Origin of the sequence: Streptomyces gamaensis (assembly GCF_042656465.1) — a bacterium.
GTDB classification, from domain to species: Bacteria; Actinomycetota; Actinomycetes; order Streptomycetales; family Streptomycetaceae; genus Streptomyces; species Streptomyces gamaensis.
Genome location: NZ_JBHSPB010000003.1, coordinates 1 through 20,820 on the forward strand (window position 1 = coordinate 1; position 20,820 = coordinate 20,820).

15 protein-coding genes and 5 tRNA genes are annotated in these 20,820 nt (G+C 71.6%); 8 read left to right on the forward strand and 12 right to left on the reverse strand.

Translation table 11 applies throughout. From position 1 onward, the window contains the following. Positions 1-101: 101 nt before the first annotated feature. The 7 genes from ACFP1Z_RS04885 to ACFP1Z_RS04915 all read right to left on the reverse strand — a co-directional run bounded on the left by ACFP1Z_RS04885 (position 102) and on the right by ACFP1Z_RS04915 (position 7,611). Positions 102-1,973, reverse strand: coding sequence for a DEAD/DEAH box helicase (locus tag ACFP1Z_RS04885; protein ID WP_390314636.1), 1,872 nt, complete (start codon positions 1,971-1,973; stop codon positions 102-104). Positions 1,974-2,198: 225 nt separating this feature from the next. After that, positions 2,199-2,402, reverse strand: a complete 204-nt coding sequence (locus ACFP1Z_RS04890) for a cold-shock protein (protein WP_390314637.1) — start codon at positions 2,400-2,402, stop codon at positions 2,199-2,201. A gap of 236 nt (positions 2,403-2,638) precedes the next feature. Beyond that, positions 2,639-3,484: a DUF6227 family protein gene (locus ACFP1Z_RS04895; RefSeq protein ID WP_390314638.1), complete on the reverse strand. Its 846-nt coding sequence runs from the start codon at positions 3,482-3,484 to the stop codon at positions 2,639-2,641. Positions 3,485-3,824: 340 nt separating this feature from the next. Next, positions 3,825-3,897, reverse strand: a tRNA-Lys gene (locus ACFP1Z_RS04900). Positions 3,898-4,030: 133 nt separating this feature from the next. Then, positions 4,031-6,217: a DEAD/DEAH box helicase gene (locus ACFP1Z_RS04905; protein ID WP_390314639.1), complete on the reverse strand. Its 2,187-nt coding sequence runs from the start codon at positions 6,215-6,217 to the stop codon at positions 4,031-4,033. A 255-nt stretch (positions 6,218-6,472) separates the two neighbouring features. Continuing rightward, positions 6,473-6,991, reverse strand: coding sequence for a hypothetical protein (locus ACFP1Z_RS04910; protein WP_390314640.1), 519 nt, complete (start codon positions 6,989-6,991; stop codon positions 6,473-6,475). Positions 6,992-7,260: 269 nt separating this feature from the next. Beyond that, complete coding sequence (locus ACFP1Z_RS04915) at positions 7,261-7,611, reverse strand: metallopeptidase family protein (RefSeq protein WP_390314641.1); 351 nt, start codon at positions 7,609-7,611, stop codon at positions 7,261-7,263. A 195-nt stretch (positions 7,612-7,806) separates the two neighbouring features. Here ACFP1Z_RS04915 and ACFP1Z_RS04920 point away from each other — a divergent pair. The 6 genes from ACFP1Z_RS04920 (at position 7,807) to ACFP1Z_RS04945 (ending at position 12,945) form a co-directional block, all read left to right on the forward strand. Further along, a tRNA-Glu gene (locus ACFP1Z_RS04920) sits at positions 7,807-7,879 on the forward strand. A 39-nt stretch (positions 7,880-7,918) separates the two neighbouring features. Then, positions 7,919-7,993, forward strand: a tRNA-Asp gene (locus tag ACFP1Z_RS04925). Positions 7,994-8,017: 24 nt separating this feature from the next. After that, positions 8,018-8,091 (forward strand) — tRNA-Phe (locus ACFP1Z_RS04930). A 330-nt stretch (positions 8,092-8,421) separates the two neighbouring features. Continuing rightward, positions 8,422-12,429: an ATP-dependent RNA helicase HrpA gene (gene hrpA, locus ACFP1Z_RS04935; protein ID WP_390314642.1), complete on the forward strand. Its 4,008-nt coding sequence runs from the start codon at positions 8,422-8,424 to the stop codon at positions 12,427-12,429. 148 nt (positions 12,430-12,577) lie between these two features. Beyond that, positions 12,578-12,652 (forward strand) — tRNA-Asp (locus ACFP1Z_RS04940). Positions 12,653-12,753: 101 nt separating this feature from the next. Next, complete coding sequence (locus tag ACFP1Z_RS04945) at positions 12,754-12,945, forward strand: DUF6274 family protein (RefSeq protein WP_390314643.1); 192 nt, start codon at positions 12,754-12,756, stop codon at positions 12,943-12,945. Between the two features lie 585 nt (positions 12,946-13,530). Here ACFP1Z_RS04945 and bldC read toward each other — a convergent pair. Both bldC and ACFP1Z_RS04955 read right to left on the reverse strand, forming a co-directional pair. Further along, positions 13,531-13,737, reverse strand: a complete 207-nt coding sequence (bldC, locus tag ACFP1Z_RS04950; protein WP_003949541.1) for a developmental transcriptional regulator BldC — start codon at positions 13,735-13,737, stop codon at positions 13,531-13,533. Between the two features lie 538 nt (positions 13,738-14,275). Beyond that, a complete protein-coding gene (locus ACFP1Z_RS04955) occupies positions 14,276-15,121 on the reverse strand; it encodes a DUF8083 family protein (protein WP_390314644.1) in 846 nt (281 codons plus the stop codon). Between the two features lie 203 nt (positions 15,122-15,324). Between ACFP1Z_RS04955 and ACFP1Z_RS04960 the strand changes: the two genes are divergently transcribed. Together ACFP1Z_RS04960 and ACFP1Z_RS04965 are read left to right on the forward strand one after the other, a co-directional pair. After that, the gene (locus ACFP1Z_RS04960) at positions 15,325-16,440 is read left to right on the forward strand and encodes a Leu/Phe/Val dehydrogenase (RefSeq protein ID WP_390314645.1); all 1,116 of its coding nucleotides are present in this window, start codon (positions 15,325-15,327) and stop codon (positions 16,438-16,440) included. Positions 16,441-16,847: 407 nt separating this feature from the next. Then, positions 16,848-17,102, forward strand: coding sequence for a DUF3073 domain-containing protein (locus tag ACFP1Z_RS04965; protein ID WP_390314646.1), 255 nt, complete (start codon positions 16,848-16,850; stop codon positions 17,100-17,102). 149 nt (positions 17,103-17,251) lie between these two features. On the opposite strand, the gene purM is transcribed toward ACFP1Z_RS04965, so the two are convergent. The 3 genes from purM to ACFP1Z_RS04980 all read right to left on the reverse strand — a co-directional run bounded on the left by purM (position 17,252) and on the right by ACFP1Z_RS04980 (position 20,740). Continuing rightward, positions 17,252-18,328, reverse strand: a complete 1,077-nt coding sequence (gene purM / locus ACFP1Z_RS04970; protein ID WP_390314647.1) for a phosphoribosylformylglycinamidine cyclo-ligase — start codon at positions 18,326-18,328, stop codon at positions 17,252-17,254. A gap of 42 nt (positions 18,329-18,370) precedes the next feature. Further along, a complete protein-coding gene (purF, locus tag ACFP1Z_RS04975) occupies positions 18,371-19,888 on the reverse strand; it encodes an amidophosphoribosyltransferase (RefSeq protein WP_390314648.1) in 1,518 nt (505 codons plus the stop codon). Between the two features lie 114 nt (positions 19,889-20,002). Further along, positions 20,003-20,740, reverse strand: coding sequence for a sterol carrier family protein (locus ACFP1Z_RS04980; RefSeq protein ID WP_390314649.1), 738 nt, complete (start codon positions 20,738-20,740; stop codon positions 20,003-20,005). Positions 20,741-20,820: the final 80 nt, after the last annotated feature.

Here is a 20,820-nt window from a genome sequence, read left to right on the forward strand (position 1 = left end):
CGCGCGGCGCGCGGCGCGCGGCGCGCGGCGGGCGGCGGGCGGCGGGCGGCGGGCGGCGGGGAGAACGCGCCCGCCGCCCGCTCGGCTACAGGCGGCCCGGGTTACGGGCGCGTGCGCGGCGTGCGGCCGCCGGTTCCGGCCGTCCTGCGGGTTCGTGTTCCCGCGCCTCGGCGCGTGCCCGAGGACTCGCGCGTGGCCTGGCTTCCGCCTCGGCGGCGCGTGCCCGAGCCGCCATTGCCGCCGCTCGCCGCAGGCGATGGCGCGATCGTGACCGGGACGCCGCTCGGTTCGCGGGCGCCCGTGATGCGGGTCAGTTCCTCGTCCTGGGGGCTCGCCACCTTCACCACGTTCGGGGTGATCTTGGCGGTGGTCATCATGCGGGACATCTCGCGGCGCTGCTCGGGCAGGACGAGCGTGACGACCGTGCCGGACTCGCCCGCGCGGGCCGTGCGGCCGCCGCGGTGGAGGTAGTCCTTGTGGTCGACGGGCGGGTCGATGTTGACGACGAGGTCGAGGCCGTCGATGTGGATGCCGCGCGCGGCCACGTTCGTCGCGATCAGGGCGGTGACCTGGTCCGTACGGAACAGCTCCAGCGTGCGGTTGCGCTGCGGCTGGCTCTTGCCGCCGTGCAGCGCGGCGGCGCGTACGCCCTGTGCCAGCAGCTTCTTCACCAGCCGGTCGGCGCCCCGCTTGGTGTCCACGAACATGATCACGCGGCCCTCGCGGGCGGCGATGCGCGTGACGGCGTCCTTCTTGTCGAGCTCGCCGACGTGCAGCAGGTGGTGCTCCATCGTGCTGACCGCGCCCACCGAGCCGTCGACGGAGTGCGTGACCGGGTCGGTGAGGAAGCGGCGCACGAGACGGTCGACGTTGCGGTCGAGGGTCGCGGAGAACAGCATGCGCTGCCCGCCCGGCGCGACCTGCTCCAGCAGCCGCGTGACCTGCGGCAGGAAGCCCATGTCGGCCATCTGGTCGGCCTCGTCGAGCACGGTGATCGCCACGTCGCCGAGCGCGCAGTCGCCGCGCTGGATCAGGTCCGCGAGGCGGCCCGGGGTCGCGACGAGGACCTCCGCGCCGCGCGCGAGGGTCTGCGCCTGCCGGCCGATCGACAGACCGCCGACGACGGTCGCCACCCGCAGGCCGACGGAGGCCGCGTACGGGGTGAGCGAGTCGGTGACCTGCTGCGCGAGCTCGCGCGTGGGCACGAGGACGAGCGCGAGCGGGCGGCCCGCCTTCGCGCGCTTCCCGGAGGTACGGGCCAGCACGGCGAGGCCGAAGGCGAGGGTCTTGCCCGAGCCCGTACGGCCCCGGCCGAGGACGTCGCGGCCGTGCAGGGAGTTCGGCAGCGTCGCGGCCTGGATCGGGAACGGCTCGGTGACGCCCTGCCGGGCCAGCGCGTCCAGCAGCGCGCCGGGCATGTCGAGGTCGGCGAAGGACGCGACCGGGGGCAGCGCCGGAGTCGTCGACTCGGGCATCGCGAAGTCGGCGGCGGGCTGCGCCGCGGGACGGCGGCCGTTGCGGGGCGCCTCGCCGGAGCGGGGTGCCTTGCCGGCACGGGCGGACCGGTCGTTGCGGGCGGGGCGGCCGGTACGGGCCGGGGTGCCGGTGCCGTCGACGGGGCGGCCGTTCGCGTCGCGCGAGGTCACGTCCGTACGGGGCGCCTGACCGGCGCGGGTGGACCGGTCGCCGCGCGCGGAACGGGCAGAGCGGTCACCGGCGGCGGCATCGGCGGTCCGGCCGTCACGTGCGGGCCCCGCGTCAGCGGCCGGGGCGCCGGCGCGGGCCGGCCGGTCGTTCTGCGGGGTGCGGCGGGGGTTACGGGACCGGGTGCCGGTCGGCTCCGAGCCCGTGGCGGAGCCGGCCGTACGGGGCGCCGTACCGCCCGTACCGGAGGAACGGCGGCGGGTACGGGACGAGCGGGGGGAACCCTCGCCGGACGGCGAACCGGCGTCGGGGCGGGCGGAGCGAGTCATGGGGACCTTCCCTCAAGGGGCTCAAGGGGGGCGCCCGGTACAGGACTTCGCTCCGCTCGGCGGCCCGGTCACACGGAACGGGCGGCGGCGGGGCGCCAGGAAAGGGCGCGATGAATAACGAGAGTTGGGGTTCAGATCAAGCACAGGGTTCGGCAATGGGGCCCGCACCTCGCGGTACGGACCCCATTGCCTTCGCGGCTCAACAGCCGCGGGAATTCACCCGGTTCAGATGACCGTGATGTTCTCGGCCTGCAGGCCCTTCGGGCCCTGGGTGGCCTCGAAGGAGACCTTCTGGCCCTCAAGGAGCTCACGGAAGCCCTGCGCGGCGATGTTCGAGTAGTGGGCGAAGACGTCGGGGCCGCCGCCGTCCTGCTCGATGAAGCCGAAGCCCTTTTCCGCGTTGAACCACTTCACGGTACCCGTGGCCATGTTGTTCTCCTCACATGTCTGTTTTGGGCACCGCACCGGAAAGGACCGGAAAAAACAAAAATGCGCCTGCGGGGCTACATACCGTCAGGCGCACACGAGTTCATGGGTACCACAACTGCAACTTCGTTCAACCGTAGCACGTCGGCGGCGATCACGGCCGGTCGTTTTCACGATCGCCTTCACGACCGCCTTCCCGATCACCGCTTCCCGATCACCGCCGACGGGGCCGTCCCCCGCTACAGCTCCACCCCCTGGGCCCGCGCGTGCCGGTCCGCGGCGACCTCCGCCTCGGCCTCGTCGAGATACACCTCACACACGAGCCGGCCGTCGGTGTTCATGTTGTGCTCCAGCTCCCACAGGCTCAGCTCGGCGCCGCCCTCCAGCAGGAACGCGTGCTCGTAGAAACGGCACCAGGTCGCGTCCCGCCCGGTGCCCCGGCGGCGCGGCTTGGTGATCAGCGCGATGTGGTGGCCCAGCGCCCCCTGCAACAGCTCACGCACGACCTCGCCGGGCCCGTCCGTGTTCTCCGCGCGGCGCAGCAGCCGGCGGGCGTGGTCCGGGGAGGCGTCGCACACGTACTCCCGGCGCGGCCGGGTCGGCTGCATGGCCAGCAGCAGCTCCTCCGCCAGCCACGCCGGCACCTCCTCGCCGTCCCAGCCGGGGCCGAGCCCGCCGCCGATGCGCTCGTGCACCCGGCGCTCGGCGCGGTCGAGGGCCTCCTCGTGCGCGTACAGCTCGTAGAGGAACCCCTCCTCGTCGCCGGTGTCGTGCTCCAGCTCGTACAGCAGCAGACTGCTGCCGTCGGACAGCAGGAAGATGTGCCGGTAGGTGTTGCACCGCAGCGGCCTCGGCTCGTCGTTGCGCTGCCGGTACGAACGCAGCTCCGCCTGGTGCATCAGCGCCGTACGCAGCCGCGCCAGCAGCGGCTCGTCGAACTCGAACCCGTTCTGGGCCCGCTCCAGCAGATCCCTCACATGCTCGGCGGGCGTCGCCGCGAGGCTGCCGCCCTGCTCCTCCTCGAAACCGCGCCGTCCCCTGCCCCTGGTGCCGCCCTCGCCGTCAGCGGCCCGCGAGTTCTCCACGGCTCATCGACCTCCCGACCCTCGCCATCGCCTCGCCCACTGCGCGCACTTACCGTAGCGGCGCGAACACGGGACGGGGGTGGGGTTTTGGCTAACCGATATCGGGCGGTGGTGCTGCCGTGAGGGGAGTGGGGCGGCCTACGTGCGTGGGCAGGGCGGGGCGTCCGGGCGATCATGTCGGCATCTTTGGCGGAAAAAGCACCCTTGGCGCCTTTGACGTCCTTGACCGGACCGGCCGCCGGGCCCGTACGGGCCCCACAACGCCGAAGCGCCCCGCCCGGGAGAACCCGGACGGGGCGTCAGCCGCGGACCACGGGGGCCGGCCCCGGTCCGCATCGCGTAGGCCGTGTGGGACTCGAACCCACAACCAATGGATTAAAAGTCCACTGCTCTGCCAATTGAGCTAACGGCCCGCACCCCGCAGCATAGCCCGGCCGACCGCATTATCCAGAGTCGATAGGGCCGAGGCCCGCGACGCGCGGCGGGAAAGGGACGGGGCCCGTACACCGCCGGCACGGTGTACGGGCCCCAACTCGACTGTGCGCGTCAGCCGTTGCGCTTCCAGCGCGGCTTGTCCTCGCGGCGGCCGAAGGAACCGCCGCGGTGGTCGTCACGGCGGCCGTACGGGCGGTCGCCGCCCGAGCGGAAGCCGGGACGCTCGTCACGGCGGTCACGGTTGAACGGACGGTCGCCGCCGCCGGAGCGGAAGCCCGGACGGTCGTCACGGCGGAAACCGCCGCCCGAGGGGCGGTCGTCGCGGCGGAAGCCACCACGGTCCTCGCGACGGTCGTCACGGCGGAAGCCACCACGGTCGTCACGGCGGTCGTCGCGGCGGAAGCCACCGCGGTCCTCACGGCGGAAGCCGGGACGGTCGTCACGGTTGAAGGGGCGCTCGTCGCGGCGGTCCCGGTTGAACGGGCGGTCCTGGCGGTCCCGGTCGCGGTCACGGTTGAAGGGGCGGTCCTCGCGACGGTCGTCACGACGGAAGCCACCACGGTCGTCACGGCGGTCGTCACGGCGGTCGTCACGACGGTCATCGCGGCGGAAGCCGCCACGGTCCTCGCGACGGTCGTCACGGTCGCGGCCGTACGAACGGTCCCCGCGGCGCTCGAAGTTGCCGCGCTCGTCACGGCGCTCGCGGCGCTCACGCTCGGCGCGCTCGGCACGCTCCGCGGCGGCAGCGGCCTCGGCCTCCGCCTCCGCCTTGCGCTCCGCCTCGGCCGCCTCGGCCGCGGCCGCGAGAGCCGCCTCCGGGTCCTCGCCGCGCTCGCGGGCCGCGCGCGCCAGCAGACGGTCGGCCTCCTCGCGCAGCTCGGACGCGCGCCGCTGCAGACGCTCCATCTCCCGGTTCAGCTCGGCCAGTTCGCGCTCGGCCTGCTTGGCGGCGTTGGCCGCCGAGTCGGCCTGCACCTCGGTCAGCGAACGGGCACCCGTGATACGGGCCACGTCCTCGTCGAAGACACCGGCCCCGCCGACGATGTGACGCGAGGCGTCGACGCCCGCGTCCTCCATCAGCCGGAAGATCTGGCGGCGCTGGTGCGGCAGCGCCAGCGAGACGACGGTGCCGGACTGGCCGGCGCGGGCGGTACGGCCCGAGCGGTGCAGGTAGTCCTTGTGGTCACCGGCCGGGTCGACGTTGAGGACCAGGTCGATGCCGTCGACGTGGATACCGCGCGCGGCGACGTCGGTGGCGACCAGGACACCCACGTGACCGGCCTTGAAGTCCTCCAGGACACGGGTACGCGCGCCCTGGGTCATACCGCCGTGCAGCGCGTCGGCGCGCACGCCCGACTCGCGCAGCTGCTCGGCGACACGGTCGGCGCCCAGCTGGGTGCGGACGAAGATGATGGTGCGGCCCTTGCGGGCGGCGATCGCGGCGGTGACCGGGGCCTTGTCCTTCGGCTTCACGACCAGGACGTGGTGGGTCATCGTGGTCACGGCGCCGGCCGACGGGTCGACCTCGTGCGTGACCGGGTCGACCAGGTAGCGCTTGACCAGGGTGTCGATCTCGTTCTCCAGCGTCGCGGAGAACAGCAGGCGCTGGCCGTCCGTCGGCACCAGGTCGAGGATCTCGGTGACCTCGGGCAGGAAGCCCATGTCGGCCATCTGGTCCGCCTCGTCGAGGACGGCGACCTTCACCTCGTCCAGGGAGGCGGCGCCCCGGTTGATGATGTCGCGCAGCCGGCCCGGGGTGGCGACGAGGATGTCGACGCCGCGCTCCAGGGCGTAGATCTGGTTGCCCATCGACGTACCGCCGCAGACGACCTTCATCTTCAGGCCGAGGACGTCGCCGTAGGGCTGCAGGGCGTCGGCGACCTGCATCGCCAGCTCACGGGTCGGGGTGAGGATCAGACCGCGGGGGCGCTTCTTCTCCGTGCGGCCGCCGGCCAGCAGGGACAGCAGCGGCAGACCGAAGGAGAGGGTCTTGCCGGAGCCCGTACGGCCACGGCCCAGGATGTCCTTGCCGGCCAGAGCGTCCGGGATGGTCGCGGCCTGGATCGGGAAGGGCGTGGTCACGCCGTTCTGCGCGAGCTTGCGGACGATCGCCTCGTCCAGACCGAGGTCGGCGAAGGTGATGGTGGGCTCGGCGGCCTCGGCGGCCTCCGCGCTCTCGACGGCGTCGGCGGTGTCGGCGGTGTCGACAGCGTTGGTGGTGTCGACGGCGTCGGCGGCCACGGCCTGCTCCAGCTCGTCGAGGGTGACGTCAGCGGTGAGGTCAGGAGAAACAGTCATGCGAAATGCGAAACCTTCCGGAGTTTCGGCACGCGCCCAAGCTCCGTGTCGGCTTCACAAATGACCGCCTCGATGCGGTCAGCCACGGCAAGGTAAGGAACGCGCCACACGGCGCGCTTCTACGTGGCGCCGGGCAAATGGGATCAAACGATCTACCACCATACGCACCTCGGGGCAGGCGGCGCAAGCCGCTGCCCGGCTCGCCCCCATGACGTCCGCCACACGTCCTGCACAGGACTCCGCCACCGGACGCCCTCACGACGCCGAGGCCGACCGCGGCCCCGGCTGCGGCGACGGCGGGGACGACGTCGACGGCGGATGCGACACCGGCGACTCCGGGGACGGGCTGGACGGCTGCGTCGGCGCCGCCGGGGACGGCGAGGACGGCCGCTGCGGCGGAGGCAGCGGGCCCGGACCCGAGCTCGACGGCGGCTTCGGCTTCGGCGCCGGGCGCCGCCCCGGATCCGCCGAGGGCTGCGCGGGCGCCTCCGAAGGCGCCCCCGAACCGGACGCCACCGGCGAGGCACCGCGCGACGCCGGGCCGCCGCTCGCGCCGCCCTTGGCCGACTTGCCGTCCATACGGGCGCCGGGCGCGCGGCCCGGGGCCCGCACCCCGTCGTCCAGCTCGGACCCCGTCTCGCGCACCTTGTCCGAGCGCGTCGACGGCGCCGGGCGCTGCGGGTCGCTCACGCTCATGCACCCGCCGAGGGCCAGGGCCGCGACGGCCGTGGCCGCGATCCGGGTGACGGCTGCGTGGGCTTGCTGGGGGCGCATGGACGGACCGCCTTCGGGTTCGCGCGGGACTCGCGTGGGGGCCGGCGCGGGACCCGCGATGGGGCTGGCGCGGGACCCGCACAGGACAGGGCCCCCTGCCCAACTGGGCCCGCCCCGCCCAGGACACGCGCGGCGCGCACGCCGCCGCCTCAACCCGCGGCGCGCCGCCCCCACGCACCCCGTGCGCCACTGCGGGGTGCCGGCGCCTCAGCCGTATCCGGTGCCGGTGCTTGTTCCTGCGCCCGTACGCGCGCCTGCACCCGTGCCTGTCAGCCGTAGCCGAGTTCGTGGAGGCGCGCGTCGTCGATACCGAAGTGGTGGGCCACCTCGTGAACGACCGTCACCTCGGCCTCGCGTACGACCTCTTCCCGGCTCTCGCACATCCGCAGCGTCGGCCCCCGGAAGACCGTGATCCGGTCCGGCAGCGAGCCCGCGTACCACTCGCCGCGCTCGGTCAGCGGCGTCCCCTCGTACAGACCGAGCAGCTCCGGATCCTCCGCCGGCGGCTCGTCCTCGACGAACACGGCCACGTTGTCCATCAGCCGCGTCAGCTCCGGGGGGATGCGGTCCAGGGCCTCGGCGACCAGTTCCTCGAACTCCTCGCGCGTCATCTCCAGCACGCGGCCATTGTCGGCCACGGGGGCGGGGGACGCGCGGGCCGTGCGGGGGCGCCGTGGCGGCGCCGGTCACGTCGGCCAGGGGCCGCTCCCCTGTCGCGCTCCCCCGTCGCGGGTAACCGTTTTGGCGTTCCCACCTCGCATCCCATATGCTTCTCACGTCCCCGACGCGCTGCGAAGCGCCCAGGTGGGCCATCAGCCCTCATCGTCTAGTGGCCCAGGACGCCGCCCTTTCAAGGCGGTAGCACGGGTTCGAATCCCGTTGGGGGCACGCATCACCATGTGCGAGACTAGTGCTCGCACATTGCTTGGTCCTGTGGAGCAGTTTGGAGTGCTCGCCACCCTGTCAAGGTGGAGGCCGCGGGTTCAAATCCCGTCAGGACCGCTGTGATCACTTGCGTGATCGCTCGGCTGGGTAGCTCAGTTGGTACGAGCGTCCGCCTGAAAAGCGGAAGGTCGCCGGTTCGACCCCGGCCCCAGCCACGGTGGGCCCCCCGACTCGCGTCGGGGGGCCCAGTGCTTTTTCCGGGCATGCCCGGCCGCCGGTTCCGCAGCCCCGGCTGCGGTGAGGCACCCGCCCCGCACCGGGGTCCGATGTTTTCGGGGTGCCCCCGAGCCCACGCGTCCCCGGCCAGCCGTCGCTGCCCCCGGAGGACCGGGTCGGGGCCAGGGGCCCGCCCCCGGTCGGCCCGGCCCCACGCGCCCCCGGCCAGCCTCGGCGGGCGGGCCGCCCCGCCGGGGCCCGGGGCCAGGGGGCCGGCCCCCTAAATGCGTTCGCCGCTTCGTGGCGCAGGGTGCGATCCTGGATCCCGTATGTCTACGCAGCCTGCCCTCGCCACCTTCGCCGGTCTTGCCGGCCGCCTGTCCGAGCTGACGCTCCGCGATCAGCAGCGGCTGGGGCGGCGGCTGGACGGTGCGCGTCGTATCCGTAAGACCGAGGCCCGTGAGGCCGTGCTGGCCGAGATCGCGGAGGGGGTCGTGGAGGCGGAGTCGCGTGTCGCGGGGCGTCGTGCGTCCGTGCCGGCGGTCTCGTATCCGGAGCAGCTGCCGGTCAGCCAGAAGAAGGACGAGATCCTCAAGGCGATCCGCGACCACCAGGTCGTGATCGTCGCGGGCGAGACCGGTTCCGGCAAGACCACGCAGATCCCGAAGATCTGTCTGGAGCTGGGCCGTGGCGTCAAGGGCCTGATCGGGCACACGCAGCCGCGCCGGATCGCGGCGCGCACGGTCGCGGAGCGGGTCGCCGAGGAGCTGCGGTCCCCGCTGGGCGAGGCGGTCGGCTGGAAGGTCCGTTTCACCGACCAGGTCGGCGGCGAGACCCTGGTCAAGCTGATGACGGACGGCATTCTGCTGGCCGAGATCCAGACGGACCGGGAGCTGCGCCAGTACGACACGATCATCATCGACGAGGCGCACGAGCGCAGCCTCAACATCGACTTCATCCTGGGCTATCTCGCGCAGCTGCTGCCGCGCCGCCCCGACCTGAAGGTCGTCATCACGTCGGCGACGATCGACCCGGAGCGTTTCTCGCGGCATTTCGGGGATGCCCCGATCGTCGAGGTGAGTGGCCGCACGTATCCGGTGGAGGTCCGTTACCGGCCGCTGCTGGAGGAGAATTCCGGGGAGGCCGACCGCGATCAGGTGACCGCGATCTGTGACGCGGTGGACGAGCTGCGGGCCGAGGGTCCGGGCGACATCCTCGTCTTCCTCTCCGGCGAGCGGGAGATCCGTGACACGGCGGACGCGCTGCACAAGAAGCTGCAGAGCGCCGGCGGCGCGGTCGGGCAGAGCACGGAGATCCTGCCGTTGTACGCGCGGCTGTCGCACGCCGAGCAGCACCGTGTCTTCCAGCCGCACGCGGGCCGCCGCATCGTGCTGGCGACGAATGTCGCGGAGACCTCGCTGACGGTGCCGGGCATCCGTTATGTCATCGACCCGGGGTTCGCCCGTATCTCCCGCTACAGCCATCGCACGAAGGTGCAGCGGCTGCCGATCGAGCCGGTGTCGCAGGCAAGCGCGAACCAGCGCAAGGGCCGCTGCGGCCGTACCTCCGACGGCATCTGTATCCGGCTGTACTCGGAGGACGACTTTCTCTCCCGGCCGGAGTTCACCGACGCCGAGATCCTGCGGACGAATCTGGCGTCCGTCATTCTGCAGATGACGGCGGCCGGTCTCGGCGACATCGAGAAGTTCCCGTTCATCGACCCGCCGGACCGCCGCAACATCAAGGACGGCGTGGACCTGCTGGTGGAGCTGGGGGCGCTCGATCCGAAGCAGAAAGATGCGAAGAAGCGGCTCACGGGACTGGGGCGCAAGCTCTCGCAGCTGCCGGTCGACCCGCGGCTGGCCCGTATGGTGCTGGAGGCGGATACCAACGGCTGTGTCCGCGAGGTCATGGTGATCGCGGCGGCGCTGTCGATCCAGGATCCGCGCGAGCGGCCCACGGACAAGCAGCAGCAGGCCGACCAGCAGCATGCCCGGTTCAAGGACGAGTCCAGCGACTTCCTGGCCTTCCTGAACCTGTGGCGGTATGTGCGGGAGCAGCAGAAGGCGCTGTCGTCGTCGGCGTTCCGCCGCATGTGCCGTGCGGAGTTCCTGAACTATCTGCGCATACGTGAGTGGCAGGACATCTACTCGCAGCTGCGGACGGTCGCCAAGTCCATGGGTGTGCATCTGTCGGAGGAGGACGCGGCGCCGGAGCGCGTGCACCAGTCACTGCTCGCGGGCTTGCTCTCCCATATCGGTCTGAAGGACACCGAGAAGAACGAGTATCTGGGTGCCCGCAGCGCCAAGTTCGCCGTTTTCCCGGGTTCGGCGCTGTTCAGGAAGCAGCCGCGCTGGGTGATGTCGGCCGAGCTCGTGGAGACCTCGCGGCTGTGGGCCCGGGTCAACGCGAAGATCGAGCCGGAGTGGATCGAGCCGCTGGCCCAGCATCTGGTCAAGCGCAATTACAGCGAGCCGCACTGGGAGCAGAAGCAGGCGGCCGTGATGGCGTACGAGCGCGTGACGCTCTACGGCGTGCCGGTCGTGGCCCAGCGGAAGGTGAACTACGGGCGTATCGACCCGGAGACCAGCCGCGAGCTGTTCATCCGCAACGCGCTCGTGGAGGGCGACTGGCGCACGCACCACCAGTTCTTCCACGACAACCGCAGACTCCTCGGCGAGGTCGAGGAGCTGGAGCACCGGGCCCGCCGCCGCGACATCCTCGTCGACGACGAGACGCTCTTCGACTTCTACGACCAGCGGCTGCCCGAACACATCGTCTCCGGCGCCCACTTCGACTCCTGGTGGAAGCACAAGCGGCGCGAAGAGCCGGAGTTGCTGAACTTCGAGCACTCCATGCTCATCAACGAGAAGGCCGGGGCGGTCACCAAGGAGGACTATCCGGACTCCTGGCGGCAGGGCCGGCTGAAGTTCAAGGTGACCTACCAGTTCGAGCCGGGCGCGGACGCGGACGGTGTGACCGTCCATGTTCCGCTCCAGGTGCTCAACCAGGTCACGGCCGAGGGCTTCGACTGGCAGATCCCGGGGCTGCGCGAGGATCTGGTGACCGAGCTGATCCGTTCGCTGCCCAAGGTGATCCGCCGCAACTACGTGCCGGCGCCGAACTACGCGAAGGCGTTCCTGGAGCGGGCCGTGCCCCTGCAGGAGCCGCTGCCGGCCGCGCTGGCGCGCGAGCTCCAGCGGATGGTGGGCGTGCCGGTGACGGCGGAGGACTTCGACCTGGCGAAGGTCCCCGACCATCTGAAGGTCACGTTCCGGATCACCGACGAGCGCAGGCGGAAGATCGCGGAGGACAAGGACCTCGAAGCCCTGCGGATCCGCCTCAGGCCGAAGACGCAGGCCGCGATCAACCGCGCCTTCGAGCAGGCCGAGCGGGACGGGCGCGACAGACGGGGCGGCCGGGCCTCCGGGGACGGCGCGGCAGCGCGCGGGCCGGAGCAGCGGTCCGGGCTCACGCAGTGGACGATCGGCACTCTGGAGCGCGTCTTCGAGACCCGGCGGGCCGGGCAGCCGGTCAAGGCGTACCCGGCGCTGGTCGACGAGGGTTCCTCGGTGGCGGTGAAGCTGTTCGACACGGAGGCCGAGCAGGGCGAGGCGATGTGGCGGGGCACCCGCCGGCTGATTCTTCTGAACCTGCCGTCGAACCCGGCGAAGTTCGCCCAGGACCGGCTGAGCAATCCGCAGAAGCTGGCGCTGTCGGCGAACCCGCACGGCTCGATCACGGCCCTCTTCGACGACTGCGTCTCCGGTGCCGCCGACAAGCTGATCGCCGCGCACGGCGGTCCGGCGTGGGACGAGGAGTCCTTCCGCAAGCTGTTCGACGCCGTGCGCGCCGACATCGTCGACGCGACGCTGGACGCGGTCCGCAGGACGCAGGAGGTGCTGGCCGCCTGGCAGTCGTGCGAGCGCCGGCTGAAGTCGCCGCCGCTGTCCACGAGCGCGGTCCTGGCGGAGTCGCTCGCGGATGTGCGTGAGCAGCTCGCGTGGCTCGTCGCGCCGGGCTTCGTGACCGAGCACGGGGTCCGCCGGCTGCCGGATCTGCTGCGGTATCTCGTGGCCGTCGACCGGCGGCTCACCCAGCTGCCGTCGAACGCCGAGCGCGACCGCGCCCGGATGGCGAAGGCGCGGGACATGCAGGACGAGTACGCGTGGCTGCTGGAGCAGTTCCCCCAGGGGCACCCGGTGCCGCAGGAGGTCCGCGAGGTCCGCTGGATGATCGAGGAGCTGCGGGTGAGCTACTTCGCGCACGCCCTGGGCACGGCCCACCCGGTCTCCGACAAGCGGATCACGAAGGCGATCGACCGGCTGGTCCCCTAGGTCCTGCCCCAGGGGCGTACGGGCCGTGGGCGGTGCGGGGGCCGGGCCGGGGCGGAAGCCGGGGGCATGGCCGTGATCGGGTTCGACCGCACCCCCTGACCTGCTGTAGAGTCTCCTCAGCAGCCCACGGGAGTGGGAAGCGGAGCAAGGTCCTGTGGAGCAGTTTGGAGTGCTCGCCACCCTGTCAAGGTGGAGGCCGCGGGTTCAAATCCCGTCAGGACCGCAGCAGTTGAAGGCCCGGCCCCTTGGGGGCTGGGCCTTTCGCGTTCGACCTTGACTGGGACACGTGCCAGGGGTACCCAGACAGTGGAGGTGCTGCGCTCCATGACGACGACCACCGGGACCGCATCCAAACGGACCGAGAGCATCCGGCACGAGACGCGGGCACTGCTGCGCGCCCACCTGGCGGCCGCCTCCGGCTATCGCCATCTGACCCGGCACTGCGCGGTGTGCCACCGGCTCCTGCGGCTCGCCCAGGAGGCCGGGAGCACGCCGGACGGCACAGGGGCCGGCTGACCCTGTCCCCGGGGGGCCGAAAGTCCCGGCCGCGGGTGACCAACGGCGGCTGTCCCGGCGGGAGTCGGATGCCAGGCTGGGAACAGCGCGCGGCACACAGGGCGAACGGCAGCACCGTGCCCCGCGGAACGGGCCTCCTCACCTCCACGCCGGGCGCCGGCGGACCCTGCGGCAATGTGACGGGAGTCACGCGAAGACTTTCCCGGGTACGGGAACTCACACCCTGTCGGCAACGGGTCAATTTAATATGTGCAATTGCACTGACTCCGGAGCGCTCCGGGGCGACTGCGGGCCCGGGTGACCCAACCCCCCTTCTTTGACGCGACGTTGACGCCACGTTCACCTGAAACACCGCCAGAAACCCGTCCCGGAACGGCCGCCGGCACCTCCAGGACGGCCACCGGGGTGGCGTCCAGACACAAAAAGATCGCGCTGGACCCGGCGGAGTCCAGCGCGATCGGCGACCGCCCAAGTCGGTGGGCACGGCGCCTGTTGGGGCAGGCGCCGGGTCGCTTGGAGCTCAGGTGGTGCGCGGGTGTTCCGCCGGGTTGGGGGCCCCGGAAAAACGCCCGGTCATACGGTTGTTCAGGCCTCGCTGCGCTGCTGCGGAATGCCCGCCAGCAGGGCGCGGACCTCCGCTTCGCGGTAACGGCGGTGTCCTCCGAGCGTACGGATGGACGTGAGCTTGCCTGCCTTCGCCCACCGCGTGACCGTCTTCGGGTCCACGCGGAACATCGTGGCAACCTCAGCCGGGGTCAGCAGCGGCTCGGCATCAGGGGTGCGAGCGGTCATGAGCGGCCTCCTCGGGAGAACCGAGCACGGGGTCGGTTCTTTCCTCTAAATTCTGCACCTTGACCCGCGTTGCCCGAAATGGCGGACGCGGGCCGAGTCGGTTATAGGACGAACGGCTTGTCCTCGGCACTACAACTACACCATCTGTCCAGCCTCGTCGGCCAAACCGATGGAATTGCCCTCTCAGGTGTTCAACCTCGACGGAAGCCGATGGACCATGCCATAGCGGACAGTCACGCCACAGTGACGATCAGTCACAGCGGGATCAGGGGTCATCAACTCTGCCAAGGAGTGCAATACCGATACTTCCGCCCCAAGTTGAGCGGAAGGAGCCCTTCCTGGACTCCTTGTCCTATTTTGCCATGAGGATGGGCGATGGGCGCAAGACCTGACGTAAGTGCGTTAGGTCACGGTTGCCCGCATAGGACCGTATCGGGACCTAGGTCCCGGCCCGTGTTCCACAGGAGTTCCACCCTGCACCACGCGCGCGGCCACACCGTCCGATCCAGGCCATCAATTGCGCGCTGAGCAAGGAAGTTCAATTCGCGTACTGCCGGTTGCGGACCACGGCCCAACGTTCCGTCAGCCTCCGGTAGGCCTCCCCGGCCCGCGCCCCGTCCCCGGCACGCAGCGCGGCCAGCCCCTCGGCGGTGTCGAACGCGGAACGGTCCTCGGCCAGGTGCTTCTCGGGCACCATGTGCACCAGCCCCCCGTAGTCCAGCTCCACCAGGGAACGCGGATGGAACTCCTCCAGCCACCGCCCCACATCCACCAGCCCGTCGATCAGCGGCCCCTCGTCCATGGCGTCCTTGAGCGTGCGCAGCCCCCGCGCCACCCGGCGCCGCGCCTGCACCATGGGCGTGCGGTAGCGCAGCACGAGCCCCTCACCACCCGGCTCGCCCTTGCCGAACTCGCGCTCCTCGTCCGCGAAGAGGACGAACCAGCGCAACGGCACCTGCCAGGTCGCGGTACGGATCCACGGCCGGGCGTCCGGATTGCGCTCCAGCCAGCGCTCGTAGTCCGCCTCGGCCTGCCGGCGCACCACCGGCGGCAGCGCCGCGTCCAGCACCGGCGCCGGCAGCGCCCCGGCGAGCTCCCCCAGCGCGAGCCAGCCCCGCAGCCGGGTCCGCCACGGGCACACGCACAGCACCCCGTCCTGATACGCGATGAAAGCGTCGCCGCTCTCGTGCACCGGGACGGGCACCGGCGGCGTCGGGAGCAGATCGGCGAGCGAGCGCCGCAGCTCCTCCTGCGCGCCGGGCAGCTCCTCGCGCCGGGCATAGCGCGCCCAGTGCGCGCGCTCCGGTCCGGGGAACGCGGCCAGCGGCTCGTAGACCCGTAGGTATGCCGCGTACGGCACGGTCACCGTCGACGCCGAACCCACACCCGCTCCCTCAAGCCGGAGGATCTCCCGGGGAGTTGCCGCCCCTCCCCGCCCGCTGCCCTGATCGTCCCACGGCGGCGCTCCACGGGAGAGTGATCCTCTGCACTGCCCCCGTCGCGCGGGCCGGTTGGGCCTACGCTCGTGCCAACCGGCCCTCCACCACCCCACGGAGGGCGACCTCCGCGACCTATGGAGTCACCACAGTGGCTGACGTACGTCCTTCCCCGGATGCCGACGGAGTCCTGCACACCCTGTTCCGCACCGAGCAGGGTGGCCATGAGCAGGTGGTGCTGTGCCAGGACCGGGAGAGCGGCCTGCGCGCCGTGATCGCCCTGCACTCCACCGCCCTGGGCCCGGCCCTCGGCGGCACCCGCTTCCACGCCTATGCCTCGGACGAGGAGGCGGTCCTCGACGCGCTCAACCTCTCGCGCGGCATGTCCTACAAGAACGCCCTCGCGGGGCTCGATCACGGCGGCGGGAAGGCCGTGATCATCGGTGATCCCGACCAGATCAAGACCGAGCAACTCCTGCTCGCCTACGGGCGTTTCGTGGCCTCCCTCGGCGGGCGCTACGTCACGGCGTGCGACGTCGGCACCTACGTCGAGGACATGGACGTCGTCGCCCGCGTCAACCGCTGGACCACCGGCCGCTCCCCCGAGCAAGGCGGCGCGGGCGACTCCTCCGTGCTCACCGCCTTCGGCGTCTTCCAGGGCATGCGCGCCGCAGCGCAGACGCAGTGGGGCTCGCCGACGCTGCGCGGCCGCCGGGTCGGCGTCGCCGGCGTCGGCAAGGTCGGCCGGCACCTCGTCGACCACCTCGTCGAGGACGGCGCCGAGGTCGTGATCACCGATGTGCGCGCCGAGGCCGTCGAACGGATCATCGCCCGCCACCCGAAGGTGACGTCCGTCGTCGACGCCGAGGTCCTGGTCCGCTCCCCGCTGGACGTGTACGCGCCGTGCGCGCTCGGCGGCGCGCTGGACGACGCGACCGTGGCGGCCCTGACCGCGCGGATCGTGTGCGGCGCGGCCAACAACCAGCTCGCCCACCCCGGCGTCGAGAAGGATCTCGCCGACCGCGGCATCCTCTACGCCCCCGACTACGTGGTGAACGCGGGCGGCGTGATCCAGGTCGCGGACGAACTCCACGGTTTTGATTTCGACCGCGCGAAGGCCAAGGCGGCAAAGATTTTCGACACGACTTTGGCCATATTCGATCGGGCGAAGGCGGACGGGATTCCGCCGGCGGTGGCGGCGGACCGGCTCGCCGAGCAGCGCATGGCCGAGGCCCGGCAGCGGACCACCGGAGGCGTCGGCCGCTGACCCCGCCGACGCGCGTCCGGTCACCCCGCGCGACGCGAACCCGTCGCAAGGTGACGGACCGACGAAGGACGCAGGGGTGTCCGAGGCCCGTACAACGGTCCCCTCGCGCCCCTGCGGGTCCCTACAGGCGGGCCCCGGGAACGGTGGTGAGCGAGAGATGCCTCACCACCCCTCGGCGGGTCGGCGTCCAGGACACGTTAAAATCGCAGCTGACCAGCGAGGACAGGGCTCCCCGCGGGTTGTGCTGCGTGGCACGTCATGCGGGCGACGTACCGTATGGCCGCGGAAGCAGGTACCGTTGAAGCCCTACAGGCCGGATCCTTCTTCGGGGTCCGCTCTGACTCATGAACGTGAACGCGTGTCAAGACTCTGGGGCCGTCGAGCCCCGTCATTGAGGGGGTCGAGCCATGGGGCGCGGCCGGGCCAAGGCCAAGCAGACAAAGGTCGCCCGCCAGCTGAAGTACAACAGCGGCGGGACGGACCTCTCACGTCTGGCCACTGAGCTGGGCGCAGCGACGTCGAAGCAGCCGCCGAACCGCGAGCCGTTCGACGACGAGCCTGACGAGGATCCGTACGCTCAGTACGCGGAGCGTTACAACAAGGACGACGAGGAAGAGGACGAGCAGTCGCCCGACCGCTCCTCGTACCGTCGCCGCGCTTGACGCCGCATTCCTCCTGACCCGGTCCGGGGCCCGCCCCGGACCGGGTTCTGTGCGCTTGCCGCACCGCTGCCGCTCGGCCTCCCGGGCACACCGGCCGCCCCCCGCACTGCGGTGCCGGCCCCTGCGTGCCCGCCCCCACGAGGCACAGCTCAGCCCGCATATGCCCCGGTCAGAGCCACGGCCTCGGTGCGATCGCCGAGTTCGACGATCTCGCCGGCGACCCAGGCGTCCACGCCCCGGTCCGCGAGGGCCGCGAGCGCGACCTCGACCGACTGCCCGGGAACGACCGCGACCATCCCGACGCCCATGTTGAGCGTCTTCTCCAGCTCCAGCCGCTCGACCTGACCGAGCCGGCCGACCAGCTCGAAGACCGCGCCCGGCGTCCACGTCGACCGGTCGATGCGCGCGTGCAGCCCGTCCGGGATCACCCGGGCCAGATTGGCCGCCAGCCCGCCGCCGGTGATGTGCGAGAAGGCGTGCACCTCGGCCGTACGGGCCAGGGCCAGGCAGTCCAGCGAGTAGATCCGCGTCGGCTCCAGCATCTCCTCGCCGAGGGTGCGGCCGAACTCCGGGACCTCGCGGTCCAGCTTCCAGCCCGCCCGGTCGAACAGCACATGGCGGACCAGTGAGTACCCGTTCGAGTGAAGTCCCGAGGAGGCCATGGCGATGACCGCATCACCCTCGCGGACGAGCTCCGCGCCCAGCAGCCGGTCCGCCTCGACGACCCCGGTACCGGCCCCGGCCACGTCGAACTCGTCCTCGCCGAGCAGCCCGGGGTGCTCGGCGGTCTCGCCGCCGACCAGGGCGCAGCCCGCGAGGACGCAGCCCTCGGCGATGCCCTTGACGATCGCGGCGACCCGCTCGGGGCGGACCCGGCCGACGCAGATGTAGTCGGTCATGAACAGCGGCTCGGCGCCGCAGACGACGAGGTCGTCGACGACCATGCCGACCAGGTCGTGGCCGATCGTGTCGTAGACGCCCATGCGGCGGGCGATGTCGACCTTGGTGCCGACGCCGTCGGTCGCGGAGGCGAGCAGCGGGCGCTCGTACCCCTTGAGGGCGCTCGCGTCGAAGAGGCCCGCGAAGCCGCCGAGGCCGCCGACGACCTCGGGGCGGGTGGCCTTGCGCACCCACGTCTTCATGAGCTCGACGGCGCGGTCGCCCGCCTCGATGTCGACGCCCGCGGCCGCGTAGCTGGCGCCGGTGGCACTGGTGGTCTCAGACATGGCGTCGAAGTCTTTCGTGTCGTTCCGGTACTGCGGGGGCCTTCACGGGCGACGGAGGGCGTCGGCGGCGTCCGCGCCGCCGGCCAGCTCGGTCTCCAGCAGCTGCTTGCCGAGCAGCTCGGGGTCGGGCAGCTCCATCGGGTACTCGCCGTCGAAGCAGGCACGGCACAGGTCCGACTTCGGGATCGTCGTCGCCTCGATCATGCTGTCGAGGGAGATGTACGCCAGCGAGTCCGCGCCCAGCGACCTGCCGATCTCCTCGACGGACATCCCGTTGGCGATCAGCTCGGCGCGGGTCGCGAAGTCGATACCGAAGAAGCACGGCCACTTCACCGGCGGCGACGAGATCCGCACGTGCACCTCGGCGGCGCCGGCCTCGCGCAGCATCCGCACCAGGGCGCGCTGGGTGTTGCCGCGCACGATCGAGTCGTCGACGACGACCAGGCGCTTGCCCTTGATGACGTCCTTGAGCGGGTTGAGCTTGAGGCGGATGCCGAGCTGGCGGATGGTCTGGCTGGGCTGGATGAAGGTACGGCCCACGTAGGCGTTCTTCACCAGGCCCGCGCCGTAGGGGATGCCGCTGGCCTCGGCGTAGCCGACGGCGGCCGGGGTGCCGGACTCCGGGGTCGGTATCACCAGATCGGCCTCGACCGGGGCCTCCTGGGCGAGCCGGCGGCCCATCTCCACGCGGGAGAGATAGACGTTGCGGCCCGCGATGTCGGTGTCCGGGCGGGCGAGATACACGTACTCGAAGACGCAGCCGCGGGGCCGGGCCTGCGCGAAGCGGGAGGAGCGCACCCCGTGCTCGTCGATGGCGATCAGCTCGCCCGGCTCGATCTCGCGGACGAAGGAGGCCCCGCAGATGTCCAGGGCGGCGGTCTCGGAGGCCACCACCCAGCCGCGCTCCAGCCGGCCGAGGACCAGCGGGCGGACGCCCTGCGGGTCACGGGCGGCGTAGAGGGTGTGCTCGTTCATGAAGACGAGACAGAAGGCGCCCTTGACGTCCGGGAGGACCTTCTTGGCGGCGTCCTCGATGGCCAGCGGCTTGCCGTCCGCGTCGGTCTGGCCCGCGAGCAGGGCGGTGACCAGGTCGGTGTCGTTGGTCGCGGCGACCTGGGTGGCCCGGCCGTTCTCCCGGGGCAGGGCGGCGACCAGCTCGGCGAGCTCGGCCGTGTTGACCAGGTTGCCGTTGTGACCGAGGGCGATGGAGCCGTTCGCGGTCGCCCGGAAGGTCGGCTGCGCGTTCTCCCACACCGAGGCACCGGTGGTGGAGTAGCGGGCGTGGCCGATGGCGATATGGCCCTGGAGAGAGCTGAGAGAGGTCTCGTCGAAGACCTGGGAGACCAGCCCCATGTCCTTGAACACGAGGATCTGGGAGCCGTTGCTCACCGCGATGCCCGCGGACTCCTGTCCACGGTGCTGCAGCGCATACAGCCCGAAATAGGTGAGTTTGGCGACCTCTTCTCCCGGAGCCCAGACACCGAAGACGCCGCAGGCGTCCTGGGGGCCCTTCTCACCGGGGAGCAGGTCGTGGCTGAGTCGTCCGTCACCACGAGGCACACCACGAGTCTATGGCAGGGAGCAGGTTCATCCGAACCGGGGACGGGCCCGGATGCCTCACACCACGCACAGCCACACAGCGCCTACAGCGCATCACCGATTGTCCCCGTTCACTCAAGTGAGCAGGGGGAGTTGCGCCGAGAGATCGGCCCGTTCGCCACTGGCCGTGACCGCCGCGGACTCCACGGCCTCCGCCCAGCCCGTACGGCCCGTGGCCAGGCGCAGCCAGGTCAGCGGGTCGGTCTCGACCACCCCCGGCGGGGTACCCCGGGTGTGCCGGGGCCCCTCGACGCACTGGACCACGGCGAACGGCGGGATACGGACCTCCACGGCGCCGCCGGGCGCCCGCACGGCGAGCGCGTCCGCCAGGACACGGGTGGCGGTGGCCAGGGCCTGGCGGTCGTAGGGGATCTCCGTGCCCAGCGCGGCCGCCAGATCGTGGGTGAGCACGACGAGTTCGACGCAGCGGGTGGCGAGGAAGTCGTCGAGTCGTATGCCTCCGGCGGGGGTTGCGAGGAGTCTGTCGCCGGGGGCGGTGGTGGTGGCTTCGGTGAGGTCGCGTGCGGCTTGGTCGAGTGCGGTTTGGTCGAGTGCCTCTGTGTCCGGGGCCAGTTCGGGCGCGTTGGCCGCCCACTGGGCGGCGGTCAGGTCGCGTTTTGCGGGGGCGGGGCGGTTCAGCAGGCGGGTGACGGTGTTCACGCTTGCCGTGATGTGCTGTGCGGTGTGCGCGACCTTGCTTTCGTCCTGGGATGCGATGGCTTCGCGTACGTGCGTGAGTTGCGCTGTCAGCGCCGTGCGCGTCTTCGCGAGGTCGTAGGTGCGGGGGCGCGCCTTGCGTTGTGCGGGGGGCATGTGGGCGACCTTAGCCCCGCGCGCCACCCGTTGCTCGGAACACGGTCGTTCGGTCCCTTGTGGGGGCTTGCCGCCGTCGG